Raw genomic sequence first — 14,255 nt, 5'->3', positions numbered from 1 at the left:
TATATCAAAGGTGCGTGGGCAGCTGATTGTACATGGTTCTATTCGGAGGAATACACAATGTCTAATGAAAAAGCCTTGCAAGATGCTCATGTCAAAATAGGTACCAAACAGACCATGCGGATGGTGCAGACAGGTTTGGCTTCCGAAGTCTATGTCGCAGAAGATAGTGATCCGCAGCTCACTTCCAAAATCATTGCACTGTGTGAACAACACAATGTGAAATGCACGAAAGTGGATACAATGAAAAATCTCGGCAAAGCTTGCGGGATTGGAGTGGGAGCAGCTATGGCTGCTGTCGTAAAATGATAGTGTAAGGAACGTTTTTGTCCGAGAACTTTTAAGGATTCTCCAAGGCAAAAACTTTTCATTTGTCTTTTTATGAACCGCCTGGGTCTGTGGACTTAGCGAAAAGAGGTTTATAAAGAAACATGAATATTTGAGGAAGGGGGTGGCAATCACATGCCAACTATTAATCAACTGGTTCGTAAAGGACGTCAAGCAAAAGTTGAGAAGTCAAAATCTCCAGCTTTGCAAAAAGGATTCAACGCTTTGAAACGTGAATCTACTAACATCAGTGCCCCACAAAAACGTGGTGTCTGCACTCGTGTAGGTACAATGACTCCACGTAAACCAAACTCTGCACTTCGTAAGTATGCCCGTGTTCGTTTGACGAACCGTCTCGAGGTTACTGCTTATATCCCGGGAATCGGACATAACCTTCAAGAGCACAGTGTGGTATTGATCCGCGGAGGTAAAGTTAAAGACCTTGCAGGAGTTCGTTATCACATCGTTCGTGGAGCTCTCGATACTGCAGGCGTAAACAACCGTATGCAAGCTCGTTCGAAATACGGTGCAAAACGTCCAAAAGCTAAAAAAGCCTAAACCATTATAAGCAGAGAACCTGAAAGCCTTCTGGCTTAGGTCTGGAAGGTACAGGGTCTGCTGAACAAGAAAGAAAGGGGGATATCCATGCCACGCAAAGGTCCAGTTACGAAAAGAGACGTGTTGCCTGATCCGTTATACAACAGCAAGTTGGTTACTCGTTTAATCAACCGCATCATGATCGGCGGAAAACGCGGTGTTGCTCAAAGCATTCTGTATAATGCGTTCAAGTTGATTCAAGAACGTACGGGTAATGACCCGATGGAAGTGTTTGAAGCAGCAATCAAGAATATCATGCCAGTCCTGGAAGTTAAAGCTCGCCGTGTCGGCGGTGCCAACTACCAAGTACCAATCGAGGTGAAACCAGAGAGACGTACTGCTTTGGGATTACGTTGGCTCGTGAACTACTCCCGCAACCGCGGTGAGAAAACAATGGAAGAGCGTTTGGCGGCTGAGATCATCGACGCTTCCAACAACACAGGCGCTTCCGTTAAAAAACGTGAAGATACGCACAAAATGGCTGAAGCGAACAAAGCGTTTGCTCACTACCGTTGGTAGGATTCAGTTCACAATAAAAAAACTTCAATTTTGAAGGGAGACCCATTTCATGGCTAGAGAGTTCTCCTTGAAAAATACACGTAATATCGGGATCATGGCTCATATTGATGCGGGTAAAACCACGACAACTGAGCGGATCCTGTTTTACACAGGACGTACGCACAAAATCGGTGAAGTACACGAAGGCGCTGCGACAATGGACTGGATGGAACAGGAACAGGAGCGCGGAATTACGATTACTTCCGCTGCAACTACCGCTGCTTGGAAAGGCCACCGCGTTAATATTATTGATACCCCGGGACACGTTGACTTCACTGTTGAAGTTGAACGTTCCCTTCGTGTATTGGACGGAGCAGTTGGTGTATTCAGTGCGAAAGAAGGCGTTGAGCCTCAGTCCGAAACCGTATGGAGACAGGCTGACAAGTACGGCGTACCTCGTATCGCATATGTTAACAAAATGGATATCATCGGTGCTGACTTCCTGAACGTTGTATCTGACATGCGTGATCGCCTTCAAGCGAACGCTGTTGCGATTCAACTTCCAATCGGCGCTGAAAATGATTTCAAAGGTATCATCGATATCGTTGCACAAAGAGCTCATATGTACAAAGATGATCTTGGACAAGATATCGAAGAAACCGACATTCCTGCAGAATTTGCAGATCAAGTTGAAGAACTTCGCAACGAGTTGATTGAGCGCGTTGCTGAACTGGACGAAGATTTGACAATGAAATACCTGGAAGGCGAAGAGATCACAATTGATGAGATCAAATCCGTACTTCGTAAAGGTGTTGTAGATGTTAAGATCTTCCCAGTTATCTGTGGATCCTCATACCGTAACAAAGGTGTTCAACTGATGTTGGACGCTGTTATCGACTACTTGCCAGCTCCAACAGATGTACCATCAATCACTGGTCATCTTGAAGATGGAACTGAAGCAGTTCGTAAGTCCTCTGATGAAGAGCCATTCTCCGCATTGGCATTCAAAATCATGACTGACCCTTACGTTGGTAAATTGACATTCTTCCGCGTATACTCCGGTGTTCTTCAATCCGGTTCATATGTATTGAATGCTACTAAAAACAAACGTGAGCGTATCGGTCGTATCCTTCAAATGCATGCGAACAGCCGTCAAGAGATCACTGAAGTTTACTCCGGTGATATTGCAGCTGCCGTAGGTTTGAAAGATACGGGTACAGGTGATACACTATGTGATGAGAAAAATCCGGTTATCCTGGAGTCAATGAACTTCCCTGATCCGGTTATCGAAATCGCCGTTGAACCTAAAACCAAAGCTGACCAAGATAAAATGGGTGTTGCTCTCGGTAAGTTGACTGAAGAGGATCCAACTCTTCGCGCTCATACTGACGAAGAAACAGGTCAAACAATCTTGGCAGGTATGGGTGAGCTTCACCTTGATATCATTATCGACCGTATGCGTCGTGAGTTCAAGGTTGAAACTACTGTGGGTAAACCACAAGTAGCTTACCGTGAAACATTCCGTGCTCCAGCGCGCGTTGAAGGTAAATTCGTACGTCAATCCGGTGGTCGTGGTCAATACGGTCACGTATGGGTTGAATTCGAACCTCTCGAGCCGGGTACAGGCAGCCAGTTCGAAAGTAAGGTTGTCGGTGGTTCCGTACCAAGAGAATACATTCAACCTGCACTGTCAGGGATTGAAGAGCAAATGAAAAACGGCGTTATTGCAGGCTTCCCGCTTGTTGACGTTAAGGCTACAATTGTAGACGGATCTTACCATGATGTCGATTCCAATGAGATGGCATTTAAAATTGCCGGATCTATGGCGCTTAAAGCGGCTAAAGACAAGTGTAAACCAGTTCTGCTTGAGCCTATCATGAAAGTAGAAGTAACTGTTCCAGAAGAGTACATGGGTGACGTAATGGGTATGTTGAACTCCCGTCGTGGCCGCATCGAAGGTATGGATTCCCGTAGTGGAGCTCAAATCATCCGTGCTAAGGTACCTTTGTCTGAAATGTTTGGTTACTCTACAACTCTTCGTTCCGGTACTCAAGGACGCGGCGTATTCTCCATGGAACTCTCTCACTATGAAGAAGTTCCTAAGAGCATCGCTGAAGAAATCGTTGCCAAAACAAAAGGCACCGAGTAGTTTTCTCACACTGGATGCAAGTGCATAAGAATTCAATTCGGAGCACTTCATTCAGTGAAAACATAAAATTATAATTTTAAGGAGGCCACGTTCAAATGGCAAAGGCTAAATACGAACGTAATAAACCCCACGTTAACATCGGTACTATCGGTCACGTCGATCACGGTAAAACAACTCTGACTGCTGCAATCACAACTGTATTGTCCAAAACTTACGGTGGTGCTGCTGTAGCATTCGACCAAATCGACAAAGCTCCAGAAGAGCGCGAGCGCGGTATCACTATCTCCACAGCACACGTTGAGTACGAAACTGACACTCGTCACTACGCTCACGTAGACTGCCCAGGTCACGCCGACTATGTTAAAAACATGATTACTGGCGCGGCACAAATGGACGGAGCTATCTTGGTAGTATCCGCAGCTGACGGCCCAATGCCACAAACTCGTGAGCACATCTTGCTCTCCCGTCAAGTAGGCGTACCTTACATTGTTGTATTCTTGAACAAATGTGACATGGTTGAAGACGAAGAGTTGTTGGAATTGGTTGAGATGGAAGTTCGCGACCTTCTTAACGAATATGAGTTCCCAGGTGACGATACTCCAATCACTCGTGGATCCGCTCGTGAAGCATTGGCTAACCCTGATGGTGAGTGGGCTCAAAAAATCGTTGAGATGTTCAAAGAGATCGACACTTACATCCCACTGCCTGAGCGTCAAACTGACAAGCCTTTCTTGATGCCTGTCGAGGACGTATTCTCCATCACTGGTCGTGGTACTGTTGCTACTGGCCGTGTAGAGCGTGGTACTGTTAAAGTCGGCGAAGAGATCGAAATCGTTGGTATCACTGAAGAAACTAAAAAATCTGTTGTAACAGGCGTTGAGATGTTCCGCAAATTGCTGGATTCCGCTCAAGCTGGTGACAACATCGGAGCACTTCTTCGTGGTGTTGACCGTAACAACATCGAGCGTGGCCAAGTTTTGGCTAAACCGGGTTCTGTTAAACCTCACACAGAATTCACAGCTCAAATCTACGTTCTGACTAAAGAAGAGGGCGGACGTCACAAACCATTCTTCACAGGTTACCGTCCACAGTTCTACTTCCGTACAACTGACGTAACAGGCATCATCAACTTGCCTGAAGGTACTGAAATGGTAATGCCTGGTGATAACATCACTGTTACTGTTTCCCTGATCTCCCCAATCGCGATTGAAGAAGGAACTAAGTTCTCCATTCGTGAAGGCGGACGTACAGTAGGTGCCGGTTCCGTAGCATCTATCCAAAAATAATTTAGCTTAACGCTGAATAAAGCATATGCAACAGTGTACTGGAACGAGTAACAGTGTATTGTAACGAAGCTTCGGAAGAGTTCTTTATCCGACATCGGATAAAGAACTCTTTTATTATGTGTAAAGTTTCGGAACCTGCGTCATGCGAAATGAACATCATTTACGAGTTTAGAAGGATTGGCAAGGCAGCCTGGATATTGAAGATAAACACTGCAGTAAACGAAGTCATTTCATCAGAAAAGATAAGTTTAAATGTTTTTCTTAAATATGCTTGCAATACGCCCATCTTTTCTATATAATAATGAATGTTGTTCTGTGACGTTGCGATGATGTGAGAGGTTACTGGCACACCCGGCCCCTTTGCCATGGGACAGTGGCTAGAAAATTTTCACGGAGTATGTCCGATAAAAAATTGGGCGATAGAAGGAGGGACTAAAATGGCAAAGCAAAAAATTCGTATTCGTTTGAAAGCTTACGACCACAGAATTCTTGATCAATCCGCGGAGAAAATTGTTGAAACAGCAAAACGTTCGGGTGCAGGTGTATCCGGTCCGATTCCGCTTCCTACTGAAAAACAAATCATTACTATTCTTCGTGCGGTGCACAAGTACAAGGATTCTCGGGAGCAATTCGAACAACGCACACATAAGCGTTTGATCGACATCGTTAACCCGACTCCACAAACTGTGGATGCCTTGATGCGCTTGGATCTGCCGTCCGGTGTAGATATCGAAATTAAATTGTAATATAGGCTACGACAAAGACCATGTATAAAGGAAAAGAGGTGTCAACATGAAAGCAATCTTAGGAAAAAAACTCGGAATGACTCAAGTATTTACACCTGAGGGTAACGTTGTACCAGTAACGGTTATCGAAGCAGGCCCTTGTGTTGTTTTGCAAAAGAAAGACATTGAGAATGATGGCTACGAAGCAATTCAAATCGGTTACTCCGATAAGAAAGAGAAAAATGCTAACAAGCCAGAAGCAGGTCACGCTAAAAAAGCGAACACTGCCCCTAAGCGCTACGTTCGTGAAGTTCGCGGTATCAACATCGCTGAATATGAAGTTGGCCAAGAACTGAAAGCTGACATTTTCGCTGAAGGCGAATTCGTTGACGTAACGGGTATTTCTAAAGGTAAAGGTTTTGCCGGCGTTATCAAACGTTGGGGACAAAGCACTGGACCTATGTCACACGGTTCGCGTTACCACCGTGGCCCAGGTTCAATGGGTTCGATCCAAGCTAACCGCGTTCCTAAAGGCAAACGCCTGCCAGGACACATGGGACATGATACTGTTACAATCCAACGTCTTGAAGTAGTTAAAGTAGACGCTGAACGTAACGTGTTGCTCGTGAAAGGTTCCATTCCTGGACCGAAAAACAGTCTCATCAGAGTTAAAGAAACGGTGAAAAAATAACCACTGAAGAAAGGAGGAACACAAAATGCCAAAAGTATCAGTTTACAATGTAGATGGTAGCCAAGTAGGTGAAGTTGAATTGAACGATGCGGTTTTCGGAATTGAGCCGAACCAACACGTTCTGTACGATGCAGTTCTTATGCAACGCGCTTCCCTGCGTCAAGGTACCCACAAAGTAAAAGGACGTTCTGAAGTACGTGGCGGTGGACGTAAGCCTTGGAAACAAAAAGGTACAGGTCGCGCTCGTCAAGGTTCAATTCGTTCACCACAATGGAAAGGCGGCGGTATCGTATTTGGTCCAACACCACGGAGCTATGCGTATAAACTGCCTAAGAAAGTTCGCCGCTTGGCGATCAAATCAGCCCTTTCATCCAAAGTGCTTGACAATGACATTATCGTTTTGGACGCTCTCACGTTGAGCACGCCTAAAACTAAAGAATTTGCAGCCATCTTGAGTAACCTCAAAGTGGGACGTAAAGCTTTGATCGTAGCTCCTAGCTATGATGATAATGTAGCTCTTTCCGCACGGAATATTCCAGGCGTGAAATTCGTAGCTGCTGACGGCATTAATGTTCTTGACGTGCTTTCGCACGACAAATTGATCATTACGAAAGAAGCAGTTCAGAAGGTAGAGGAGGTGCTCGCGTAATGAAGGATCCTCGTGATATTGTAAAACGTCCGATTATTACGGAACGTACTGCTGACATGATGAACGACTTGAAATATGTATTTGAAGTCGATATCCGTGCAAACAAAACCGAGATCAAAAAGGCAGTAGAAGCTATTTTCAATGTAAAAGTGAAAAACGTGAACACGCTTCGTGTTCCAGCTAAGCCAAAACGGTACGGACGTTATTCCGGATATACTAGCGAATGGAAAAAAGCGTTTGTAACGCTTACAAAAGACAGCAAAACGCTTGAGTTCTTTGAAACTGTATAATTGAATTTTTGAAGTAAGGAGGGAAACCCAGTGCCAATCAAAAAGTATAAACCAACATCCCCGGCAAGACGGAATATGTCCGTTTCAACATTTGAGGAAATCACCACAGATCAGCCGGAGAAATCGTTGTTGGCCCCGTTGAGCAAACAAGCAGGCCGCAACAACCAAGGTAAAATTACAGTTCGTCACCATGGTGGTGGACACAAACGTAAATACCGTATCATTGACTTCAAACGTACTAAAGATGGAATACCGGGCCGCGTTGCTACGATTGAGTATGACCCGAACCGTACATCTAACATCGCTCTGATTCACTATGCTGATGGTGAGAAACGTTATATCATCGCTCCTAAAGGTTTGAAAGTTGGAGATCAAGTATTCTCCGGACCGGAATCAGACATCAAAATCGGTAACGCACTGCCACTCGAAAACATTCCGGTAGGTACCGTTATCCACAACATCGAGTTGAAACCAGGTAAAGGCGGACAATTGGTTCGTGCTGCTGGTACAGAAGCTCAATTGCTTGGTAAAGAAGAAAAATACGTTTCCGTTCGTCTCTCTTCCGGAGAAGTTCGTCGTATTTTGAAAGTTTGCCGCGCGACAATCGGATCTGTTGGTAACCAAGACCACGAGCTCATCAAAATCGGTAAAGCCGGTCGTAGCCGTTGGTTGGGTAAACGTCCTGAGGTTCGTGGTGTAGTAATGAACCCTAACGATCACCCACACGGTGGTGGTGAAGGTCGTGCTCCAATCGGACGTAAATCGCCAATGTCACCATGGGGTAAACCTACTCTTGGTTACAAAACGCGTAAGAAAAATAAAGCTTCTGATAAATACATCATTCGCCGCCGCACGAAGTAATACACACTGTGCATAACTTCGTGAGGCATCTGCGGATGCATAATAGCTACGTTTGAAGGGAGGATCTCCACATGGGTCGCAGTTTGAAAAAAGGGCCATTCATTGATGGCTACATGCTCAAAAAGGTAGAAGAGATGGAAACTTCAGGTAAGAAGAACGTAATCAAAACCTGGTCCCGTCGTTCTACAATTTTCCCGCAATTCATCGGACACACATTTGGCGTTTACGATGGTCGTAAACACGTGCCAGTGTATGTAACTGAGGACATGGTCGGACACAAACTGGGTGAGTTCGCTCCAACCCGTACGTACAAAGGCCATACTGATGATGATAAGAAAACAAGAAGATAAATGAACATCTTTAATGTTTGAGAGGAGGTTACACAATGGAAGCAAAAGCACATGCTAAGTTTATCCGGATTGCTCCTCGTAAAGTTCAACTCGTTGTTGACTTGATTCGCGGCAAGCAAGTAGGTGAGGCGGTTGCCATTCTCCGTCACACTCCGAAATCCGCTTCTCCAATCGTTGAGAAGTTGCTTAACTCCGCTATTGCGAATGCGGAACATAACTATTCTTTGGATGTTAACAACTTGGTTATCTCGCAAGCTTACGTGAACCAAGGACCGACAATGAAACGTTTCCGCCCTCGTGCAATGGGACGTGCAAGTCGTATTAACAAACGTACTAGCCACATTACTTTGGTGGTATCTGAGAAGTAGAAGGAGGGGAAATGTGTGGGCCAAAAGGTAAATCCAGTCGGACTCCGTGTCGGAATTATCCGTGACTGGGAATCTAAGTGGTATGCAGGCAAAGACTTCGGTGATCTTTTGATGGAAGACGTGAGAATTCGTGAATTCCTGAAAAATAAATTGAAAGACTCCGCTTTATCTCGTGTAGAAATTGAGAGAGCGGCTAACCGCGTAAACGTAACGATTCACACTGCTAAACCAGGTATGGTTATTGGTAAGGGTGGTTCGGAAGTTGAGAATCTTCGTAACCAAATTACGAAAATTGCTGGCGGTAAAAAAGTACACATCAACATTTCTGAAATTAAGAACCAAGACTTGGACGCTGTTCTTGTAGCTGAAAGCATTGCACAACAATTGGAACGTCGTGTTTCTTTCCGTCGTGCTCTGAAACAAGCAATTCAAAGAACTATGCGCTCCGGTGCTAAAGGTATCAAAACTCAAGTAGGCGGACGTCTTGGCGGTGCTGAGATCGCACGTTCTGAAGGCTACAGCGAAGGAACTGTTCCACTGCACACACTGCGTGCTGACATTGACTATGGTACAGCAGAGGCTCATACTACTTACGGACGTATCGGCGTAAAAGTATGGATCTATCGTGGAGAGGTTCTTCCTACGGCTAAGAAACAAGCTGCTAAGGAAGGAGGCAACTAATCATGTTGGTACCAAAACGCGTAAAACACCGTAAGCAACAACGTGGACATATGAAAGGCCAAGCTAAAGGCGGAACAACTCTGAACTTTGGCGAATACGGTCTGCAAGCTACGGAACCGGCTTGGATTACGAACCGTCAGATCGAAGCGGCTCGTATTGCGATGACTCGTTACATCAAACGTGGTGGTAAAGTTTGGATCAAAATTTTCCCAGACAAACCAATCACTCAAAAGCCTCTCGAGGTTCGGATGGGTAGCGGTAAAGGTAACGTAGAAAAATGGGTTGCAGTAGTGAAACCAGGTAAGATCATGTTTGAACTTGCTGGTGTACCGGAGGAAATTGCACGCGAAGCAATGCGTCTTGCCGCTCACAAACTGCCAATCAAAACGAAGTTCGTGAAACGTGAAGAATTGGGTGGTGAAGCAAATGAAAGCTAGTGAATTTCGCAACCTAACCTCTGCTGAAATCGAGCAAAAGATTGCCGGATTTAAAGAAGAACTCTTTAACCTCCGCTTTCAATTAGCTACCGGTCAGCTGGATAACCCGACTCGCATTCGTGATGTGCGGAAAGAAATAGCTCGTGCTAAAACCATTATCCGTGAGAGAGAATTGGGAATCGGTTAATTAGGGATAGGATGGACAATCCGTCCGTAATCAGGAAGGAGGCCAACAATGAGCGAAGAACGTAACGCACGTAAAGTGCAAACTGGTAAAGTGGTCAGCGATAAAATGGACAAAACGATTGTTGTTGCTGTAGAAACTTACAAAAAACACAACTTGTACCAAAAACGCCTTAAGGTTACTAAAAAATTCAAAGCGCATGACGAAGAAAACACTGCGAAAATCGGTGACACGGTGAAAATCATGGAGACTCGTCCGCTTTCGAAAGATAAACGCTGGAGACTTACTGAAATCGTAGAAAAAGCGGTTATCATCTAATGCATCAGCAGCATTGCTGAAAGGAGGAATACTAAATGATTCAACCATTTACACGTTTGACTGTGGCCGACAACTCCGGTGCGAAGGAACTGATGTGTATCCGCGTACTCGGCGGTACGGGACGTCGTACAGCTCAAATCGGTGATCTGATCGTTTGTTCTGTTAAACAAGCAACACCAGGCGGCGTTGTCAAAAAAGGTGATGTAGTTAGAGCGGTTGTCGTTCGTACGAAACGTTCTGTACGTCGTAAAGACGGTTCCTACATCGGTTTTGATGAAAATGCAGCGGTTGTTGTAAAAGACGACAGAAGCCCACGTGGAACACGTATTTTCGGACCAGTTGCTCGCGAACTTCGCGATAAAGACTTCATGAAAATCGTTTCCTTGGCTCCAGAAGTTATCTAAAGCTTAATCTCGTGATGTTAGAAACAGGAGGTGTACGAAATGCCAAGAGTGAAAAAAGTTCTGGAATCCCATAACAACAAACTTCACGTTAAAAAGGAAGATACGGTTATGGTGATCAGCGGTAAAGACAAAGGTAAAAAAGGCCGTGTCATCGCTGCTTATCCTCGTGAGAACCGCGTCCTTGTGGAAGGTGTTAACATGGTGAAAAAACACCAGAAGCCTAACCAGCAAAATCCGCAAGGCGGCATTATCGAGAAGGAAGCTCCGATTCACGTTTCCAACGTAATGCACATCGATCCGAAGAGCGGAAAAGTAACCCGTGTAGGTTACAAAGTTTTGGATAACGGTAAGAAAGTGCGCGTTGCTAAACGTTCCGGAGAAATTATCGACTAATTGAACCGAATGAGAAAGGAGGGCTATGATTCATGGCATCAAGAATGAAAGAACGTTACCTGCAAGAAATCGCTCCTGCTTTGATGCAGAAGTTTAACTATACAACGGTAATGCAAGTGCCGAAAATCGAGAAAATCGTTATCAACATGGGTGTGGGCGACGCTGTCCAAAACTCTAAAGTGTTGGATTCCGCAGTAAGCGATTTGCAACTGATCGCAGGTCAAAAACCTGTAATCACTCGTGCTAAAAAATCTATCGCAGGATTCAAACTGCGTGAGAATATGCCTATCGGTGTGAAAGTAACATTACGCGGTGAGCGTATGTACTTCTTCCTAGATAAATTGCTCAACGTAACGCTTCCTCGTGTCCGCGACTTCCGCGGTGTATCGAGTAAAGCTTTCGATGGACGTGGTAACTACACACTGGGTCTGAAAGAGCAACTGATCTTCCCAGAGATCGAGTATGATAAAGTTGATAAAGTCCGCGGTATGGATATTGTCATCGTAACAACGGCGAAAACAGACGAAGAGTCCCGCGAATTGCTCACGCAAATGGGAATGCCTTTCGTTAAGTAATGTTGGCATAACGTTTCCGGGTGTCTGGAAAGACTCCCTTTTCTCCGAAATTATTTAGGAGGTGTCAGGCTAAGTGGCAAAAACTTCGATGAAAGTTAAACAACAACGTACACCTAAGTTTAAAGTACGTGCATATACACGCTGTGAGCGTTGCGGACGTCCACATTCGGTCCTGCAAAAGTTCAAAATTTGCAGAATTTGTTTCCGTGAATTAGCTTATAAAGGCCAGATCCCTGGCGTGAAAAAAGCAAGCTGGTAAAAAGTCCTGAACGGGAAGGAGGTTAACTCACAATGACTATGTCTGATCCAATTGCAGATATGCTTACTCGTATTCGTAACGCGAACACTGTTCGTCACGAAACGGTAGAAATGCCTGCTTCGACAATGAAAAAACAAATCGCCGATATCCTGAAGCGTGAAGGTTTCATCCGTGACGCTGAAGTTATCGATGATAACAAACAAGGGATTATCCGTGTTTTCCTGAAATACGGTCAAAATAACGAGCGCGTTATCACTGGTCTGAAAAGAATCAGTAAACCTGGTCTTCGTGTTTACACGAAAAGCAACGAAGTACCTCGTGTACTTGGTGGCCTGGGAATCGCGATCATTTCGACATCTAAAGGTATCATGACGGACAAAGAAGCTCGTCAATCGAAATCCGGCGGAGAAGTCGTTTGCTACGTTTGGTAATATAACGTCACAAGATAGGAGGTGCAACATATGTCTCGTATTGGTCGCAAACCAATCACAGTACCAAGTGGTGTAGACATCACCCTGGACAACACCGTTATTACGGTAAAAGGACCTAAAGGAACTTTGACTCGTGAGCTTCATAAAGACATGAAGGTTACAGTTGAAAATAACGAAATCACAGTTGTGCGTCCTTCCGATAACAAAACTCACCGTTCTTTGCACGGCACAACGCGTAGCGTTGTAAACAATATGGTGAGCGGCGTTACTGAAGGATTCGCGAAATCTCTGGAATTGGTTGGGGTCGGATATCGTGCAAGCAAATCCGGAGATAAAATCGTTCTGAACGTTGGTTACTCTCACCCGGTTGAAATTACACCGGAAGCGGGAATCGAATTCGAAGTACCTTCGAATACAAAAATCATCGTTCGCGGAATCGACAAAGAGCGTGTAGGTGCTTACGCTGCTAAAATCCGTTCCGTTCGTGAACCTGAGCCGTACAAAGGTAAAGGTATTAAATATGAAGGCGAGCGTATCATCCGTAAGGAAGGTAAAGCCGGTAAGAAGAAATAAGATTTCTCTTACCGCCTTTGCGCGGCTTTCGGCTTGCTTGCTTCGTGTGTTTCTAATATACCCCGTGGCTTCTGCTTTGAAGCCAGCGAGGTAACCTGAAAGGAGTGAATCTTTGAGATGATTACGAAACCAGATAAAAACAAGGCTCGTCTGAAAAGACACCTTCGTGTTCGTAAGAAAATCCAAGGAACGGCAGCACGTCCTCGTTTGAACGTATTCCGTTCTGGTAAACATATGTACGCTCAAATTATCGATGATGTTGCTGGTGTAACAATCGCTTCCGCGTCTACTGTAGACAAAGAGTTGAGCACTGACATCAAAAATGGCGCATCTGTTGAATCAGCTCGTAAAGTCGGCGAACTCGTTGCTAAACGTGCGAAAGACAAAGGTGTTTCCAACATCGTATTTGACCGTAGCGGATATCTGTACCATGGTCGTATCGCAGCTTTGGCTGAAGCGGCTCGTGAAGCAGGACTTGAGTTTTAAGATATTTTTCAAAAGGAGGTTAACGACTTGCGTGTAGATCCGAATACTTTGGAACTGACTGAAAGAGTTGTAAATATTAATCGCGTAGCTAAAGTAGTAAAAGGCGGACGCCGTTTCAGCTTTAGCGCACTGGTTGTAGTCGGCGACGGCAACGGCTGGGTTGGAGCTGGTATCGGTAAAGCGGGCGAAGTACCTGATGCAATTCGCAAAGGTATTGAAGACGCTAAGAAAAACCTTGTACACGTTCCACTCGTAGGAACATCGATTCCTCACTTGGTAACAGGTAAGTTCGGCGCAGGACGCGTGCTGTTGAAACCAGCATCTGAAGGTACTGGTGTTATCGCTGGTGGTCCTGTACGTGCGGTTCTCGAACTTGCTGGTGTAGGTGACATTTTGACAAAATCTCTGGGTTCTTCGAATTCCATGAACATGGTCAATGCGACTTTGGAAGGTTTGTCCCGTTTGAAGCGTGCTGAAGACGTGGCTAAACTGCGCGGAAAATCCGTCGAAGAGCTTCTGGGTTAAGGAGGGAATTCTCATGGCTAAATTAGAAATTACCCTCGTCCGCAGTTTGATCGGACGTCCGGAGACGCAAAGAACAACTGTGAAAACATTGGGTTTGCGCAAAATCAATAGCAAAGTGGTTCAAAACGATAATCCTGCCATTCGTGGTATGATTAACAAAGTAAGCCACTTGGTTGCTGTTAAAGAAGTAGAAGCTTAATA

The 14,255-nt window shown here is 45.0% G+C and carries 25 protein-coding genes; all 25 read left to right on the top strand.

From position 1 onward, the window contains the following. Positions 1–57 precede the first annotated feature (57 nt). The 25 genes from M1D71_RS26090 (at position 58) to rpmD (ending at position 14,253) form a co-directional block, all read left to right on the top strand. Positions 58–306 carry a ribosomal L7Ae/L30e/S12e/Gadd45 family protein gene (locus tag M1D71_RS26090; protein WP_458124243.1) on the top strand — a complete coding sequence of 83 codons (249 nt, stop codon included), beginning with the start codon at positions 58–60 and terminating at the stop codon, positions 304–306. 153 nt (positions 307–459) lie between these two features. After that, complete coding sequence (rpsL, locus tag M1D71_RS26085) at positions 460–882, top strand: 30S ribosomal protein S12 (RefSeq protein ID WP_017692070.1); 423 nt, start codon at positions 460–462, stop codon at positions 880–882. A gap of 87 nt (positions 883–969) precedes the next feature. After that, positions 970–1,440, top strand: a complete 471-nt coding sequence (gene rpsG, locus M1D71_RS26080; RefSeq protein WP_017692071.1) for a 30S ribosomal protein S7 — start codon at positions 970–972, stop codon at positions 1,438–1,440. A gap of 49 nt (positions 1,441–1,489) precedes the next feature. Next, on the top strand, positions 1,490–3,568 hold the full coding sequence (gene fusA, locus M1D71_RS26075; protein WP_124118838.1) for an elongation factor G: 2,079 nt from the start codon (positions 1,490–1,492) through the stop codon (positions 3,566–3,568). 95 nt (positions 3,569–3,663) lie between these two features. Further along, positions 3,664–4,854 carry an elongation factor Tu gene (gene tuf / locus M1D71_RS26070; RefSeq protein ID WP_062836181.1) on the top strand — a complete coding sequence of 397 codons (1,191 nt, stop codon included), beginning with the start codon at positions 3,664–3,666 and terminating at the stop codon, positions 4,852–4,854. Between the two features lie 437 nt (positions 4,855–5,291). Then, a complete protein-coding gene (gene rpsJ, locus M1D71_RS26065) occupies positions 5,292–5,600 on the top strand; it encodes a 30S ribosomal protein S10 (RefSeq protein WP_017692074.1) in 309 nt (102 codons plus the stop codon). A 46-nt stretch (positions 5,601–5,646) separates the two neighbouring features. Further along, a complete protein-coding gene (gene rplC, locus M1D71_RS26060; RefSeq protein WP_458124242.1) occupies positions 5,647–6,270 on the top strand; it encodes a 50S ribosomal protein L3 in 624 nt (207 codons plus the stop codon). Positions 6,271–6,295: 25 nt separating this feature from the next. After that, positions 6,296–6,919, top strand: coding sequence for a 50S ribosomal protein L4 (gene rplD / locus M1D71_RS26055; RefSeq protein ID WP_017692076.1), 624 nt, complete (start codon positions 6,296–6,298; stop codon positions 6,917–6,919). Then, positions 6,919–7,209 carry a 50S ribosomal protein L23 gene (gene rplW / locus M1D71_RS26050; protein ID WP_017692077.1) on the top strand — a complete coding sequence of 97 codons (291 nt, stop codon included), beginning with the start codon at positions 6,919–6,921 and terminating at the stop codon, positions 7,207–7,209. Before rplD ends, rplW begins: the two co-directional genes overlap by 1 nt. 30 nt (positions 7,210–7,239) lie before the next feature. Continuing rightward, positions 7,240–8,070, top strand: a complete 831-nt coding sequence (gene rplB / locus M1D71_RS26045) for a 50S ribosomal protein L2 (RefSeq protein WP_024633585.1) — start codon at positions 7,240–7,242, stop codon at positions 8,068–8,070. A gap of 71 nt (positions 8,071–8,141) precedes the next feature. After that, positions 8,142–8,420: a 30S ribosomal protein S19 gene (gene rpsS / locus M1D71_RS26040; RefSeq protein ID WP_301249827.1), complete on the top strand. Its 279-nt coding sequence runs from the start codon at positions 8,142–8,144 to the stop codon at positions 8,418–8,420. A gap of 35 nt (positions 8,421–8,455) precedes the next feature. Further along, positions 8,456–8,788, top strand: coding sequence for a 50S ribosomal protein L22 (gene rplV / locus M1D71_RS26035; RefSeq protein ID WP_024633583.1), 333 nt, complete (start codon positions 8,456–8,458; stop codon positions 8,786–8,788). Positions 8,789–8,803: 15 nt separating this feature from the next. Then, positions 8,804–9,469, top strand: coding sequence for a 30S ribosomal protein S3 (rpsC, locus tag M1D71_RS26030; RefSeq protein ID WP_076216858.1), 666 nt, complete (start codon positions 8,804–8,806; stop codon positions 9,467–9,469). Positions 9,470–9,471: 2 nt separating this feature from the next. Beyond that, entirely contained in the window at positions 9,472–9,906 is a 435-nt protein-coding gene (gene rplP, locus M1D71_RS26025) for a 50S ribosomal protein L16 (protein ID WP_017692082.1), read from the top strand. Beyond that, positions 9,896–10,093 (top strand): 50S ribosomal protein L29, encoded by a 198-nt coding sequence (gene rpmC / locus M1D71_RS26020; protein ID WP_017692083.1) that lies wholly within the window; start codon positions 9,896–9,898, stop codon positions 10,091–10,093. Before rplP ends, rpmC begins: the two co-directional genes overlap by 11 nt. Positions 10,094–10,141: 48 nt before the next feature. Continuing rightward, the gene (gene rpsQ / locus M1D71_RS26015) at positions 10,142–10,408 is read left to right on the top strand and encodes a 30S ribosomal protein S17 (RefSeq protein WP_458124241.1); all 267 of its coding nucleotides are present in this window, start codon (positions 10,142–10,144) and stop codon (positions 10,406–10,408) included. Between the two features lie 35 nt (positions 10,409–10,443). Continuing rightward, positions 10,444–10,812, top strand: a complete 369-nt coding sequence (rplN, locus tag M1D71_RS26010) for a 50S ribosomal protein L14 (RefSeq protein ID WP_017692085.1) — start codon at positions 10,444–10,446, stop codon at positions 10,810–10,812. Positions 10,813–10,851: 39 nt separating this feature from the next. After that, the gene (gene rplX, locus M1D71_RS26005; RefSeq protein ID WP_017692086.1) at positions 10,852–11,205 is read left to right on the top strand and encodes a 50S ribosomal protein L24; all 354 of its coding nucleotides are present in this window, start codon (positions 10,852–10,854) and stop codon (positions 11,203–11,205) included. 32 nt (positions 11,206–11,237) lie between these two features. Further along, complete coding sequence (gene rplE / locus M1D71_RS26000) at positions 11,238–11,780, top strand: 50S ribosomal protein L5 (protein ID WP_221825249.1); 543 nt, start codon at positions 11,238–11,240, stop codon at positions 11,778–11,780. 73 nt (positions 11,781–11,853) lie between these two features. Beyond that, positions 11,854–12,039 carry a type Z 30S ribosomal protein S14 gene (locus tag M1D71_RS25995; protein WP_013312154.1) on the top strand — a complete coding sequence of 62 codons (186 nt, stop codon included), beginning with the start codon at positions 11,854–11,856 and terminating at the stop codon, positions 12,037–12,039. Positions 12,040–12,071: 32 nt separating this feature from the next. Continuing rightward, the gene (rpsH, locus tag M1D71_RS25990) at positions 12,072–12,470 is read left to right on the top strand and encodes a 30S ribosomal protein S8 (RefSeq protein WP_017692088.1); all 399 of its coding nucleotides are present in this window, start codon (positions 12,072–12,074) and stop codon (positions 12,468–12,470) included. A gap of 30 nt (positions 12,471–12,500) precedes the next feature. After that, positions 12,501–13,043, top strand: a complete 543-nt coding sequence (gene rplF / locus M1D71_RS25985) for a 50S ribosomal protein L6 (RefSeq protein ID WP_017692089.1) — start codon at positions 12,501–12,503, stop codon at positions 13,041–13,043. A gap of 117 nt (positions 13,044–13,160) precedes the next feature. Next, on the top strand, positions 13,161–13,529 hold the full coding sequence (gene rplR / locus M1D71_RS25980; protein ID WP_017692090.1) for a 50S ribosomal protein L18: 369 nt from the start codon (positions 13,161–13,163) through the stop codon (positions 13,527–13,529). A gap of 27 nt (positions 13,530–13,556) precedes the next feature. Then, on the top strand, positions 13,557–14,054 hold the full coding sequence (rpsE, locus tag M1D71_RS25975; protein WP_017692091.1) for a 30S ribosomal protein S5: 498 nt from the start codon (positions 13,557–13,559) through the stop codon (positions 14,052–14,054). 13 nt (positions 14,055–14,067) lie between these two features. Further along, positions 14,068–14,253 carry a 50S ribosomal protein L30 gene (gene rpmD / locus M1D71_RS25970; protein WP_017692092.1) on the top strand — a complete coding sequence of 62 codons (186 nt, stop codon included), beginning with the start codon at positions 14,068–14,070 and terminating at the stop codon, positions 14,251–14,253. The last annotated feature ends 2 nt before the right edge of the window (positions 14,254–14,255 follow it).

It is taken from the genome of Paenibacillus sp. Z3-2 (genome assembly GCF_054161325.1).
The sequence above is the reverse complement of the archived record's forward strand: the minus strand, read 5'-3'. Positions and strand labels throughout refer to the sequence as shown.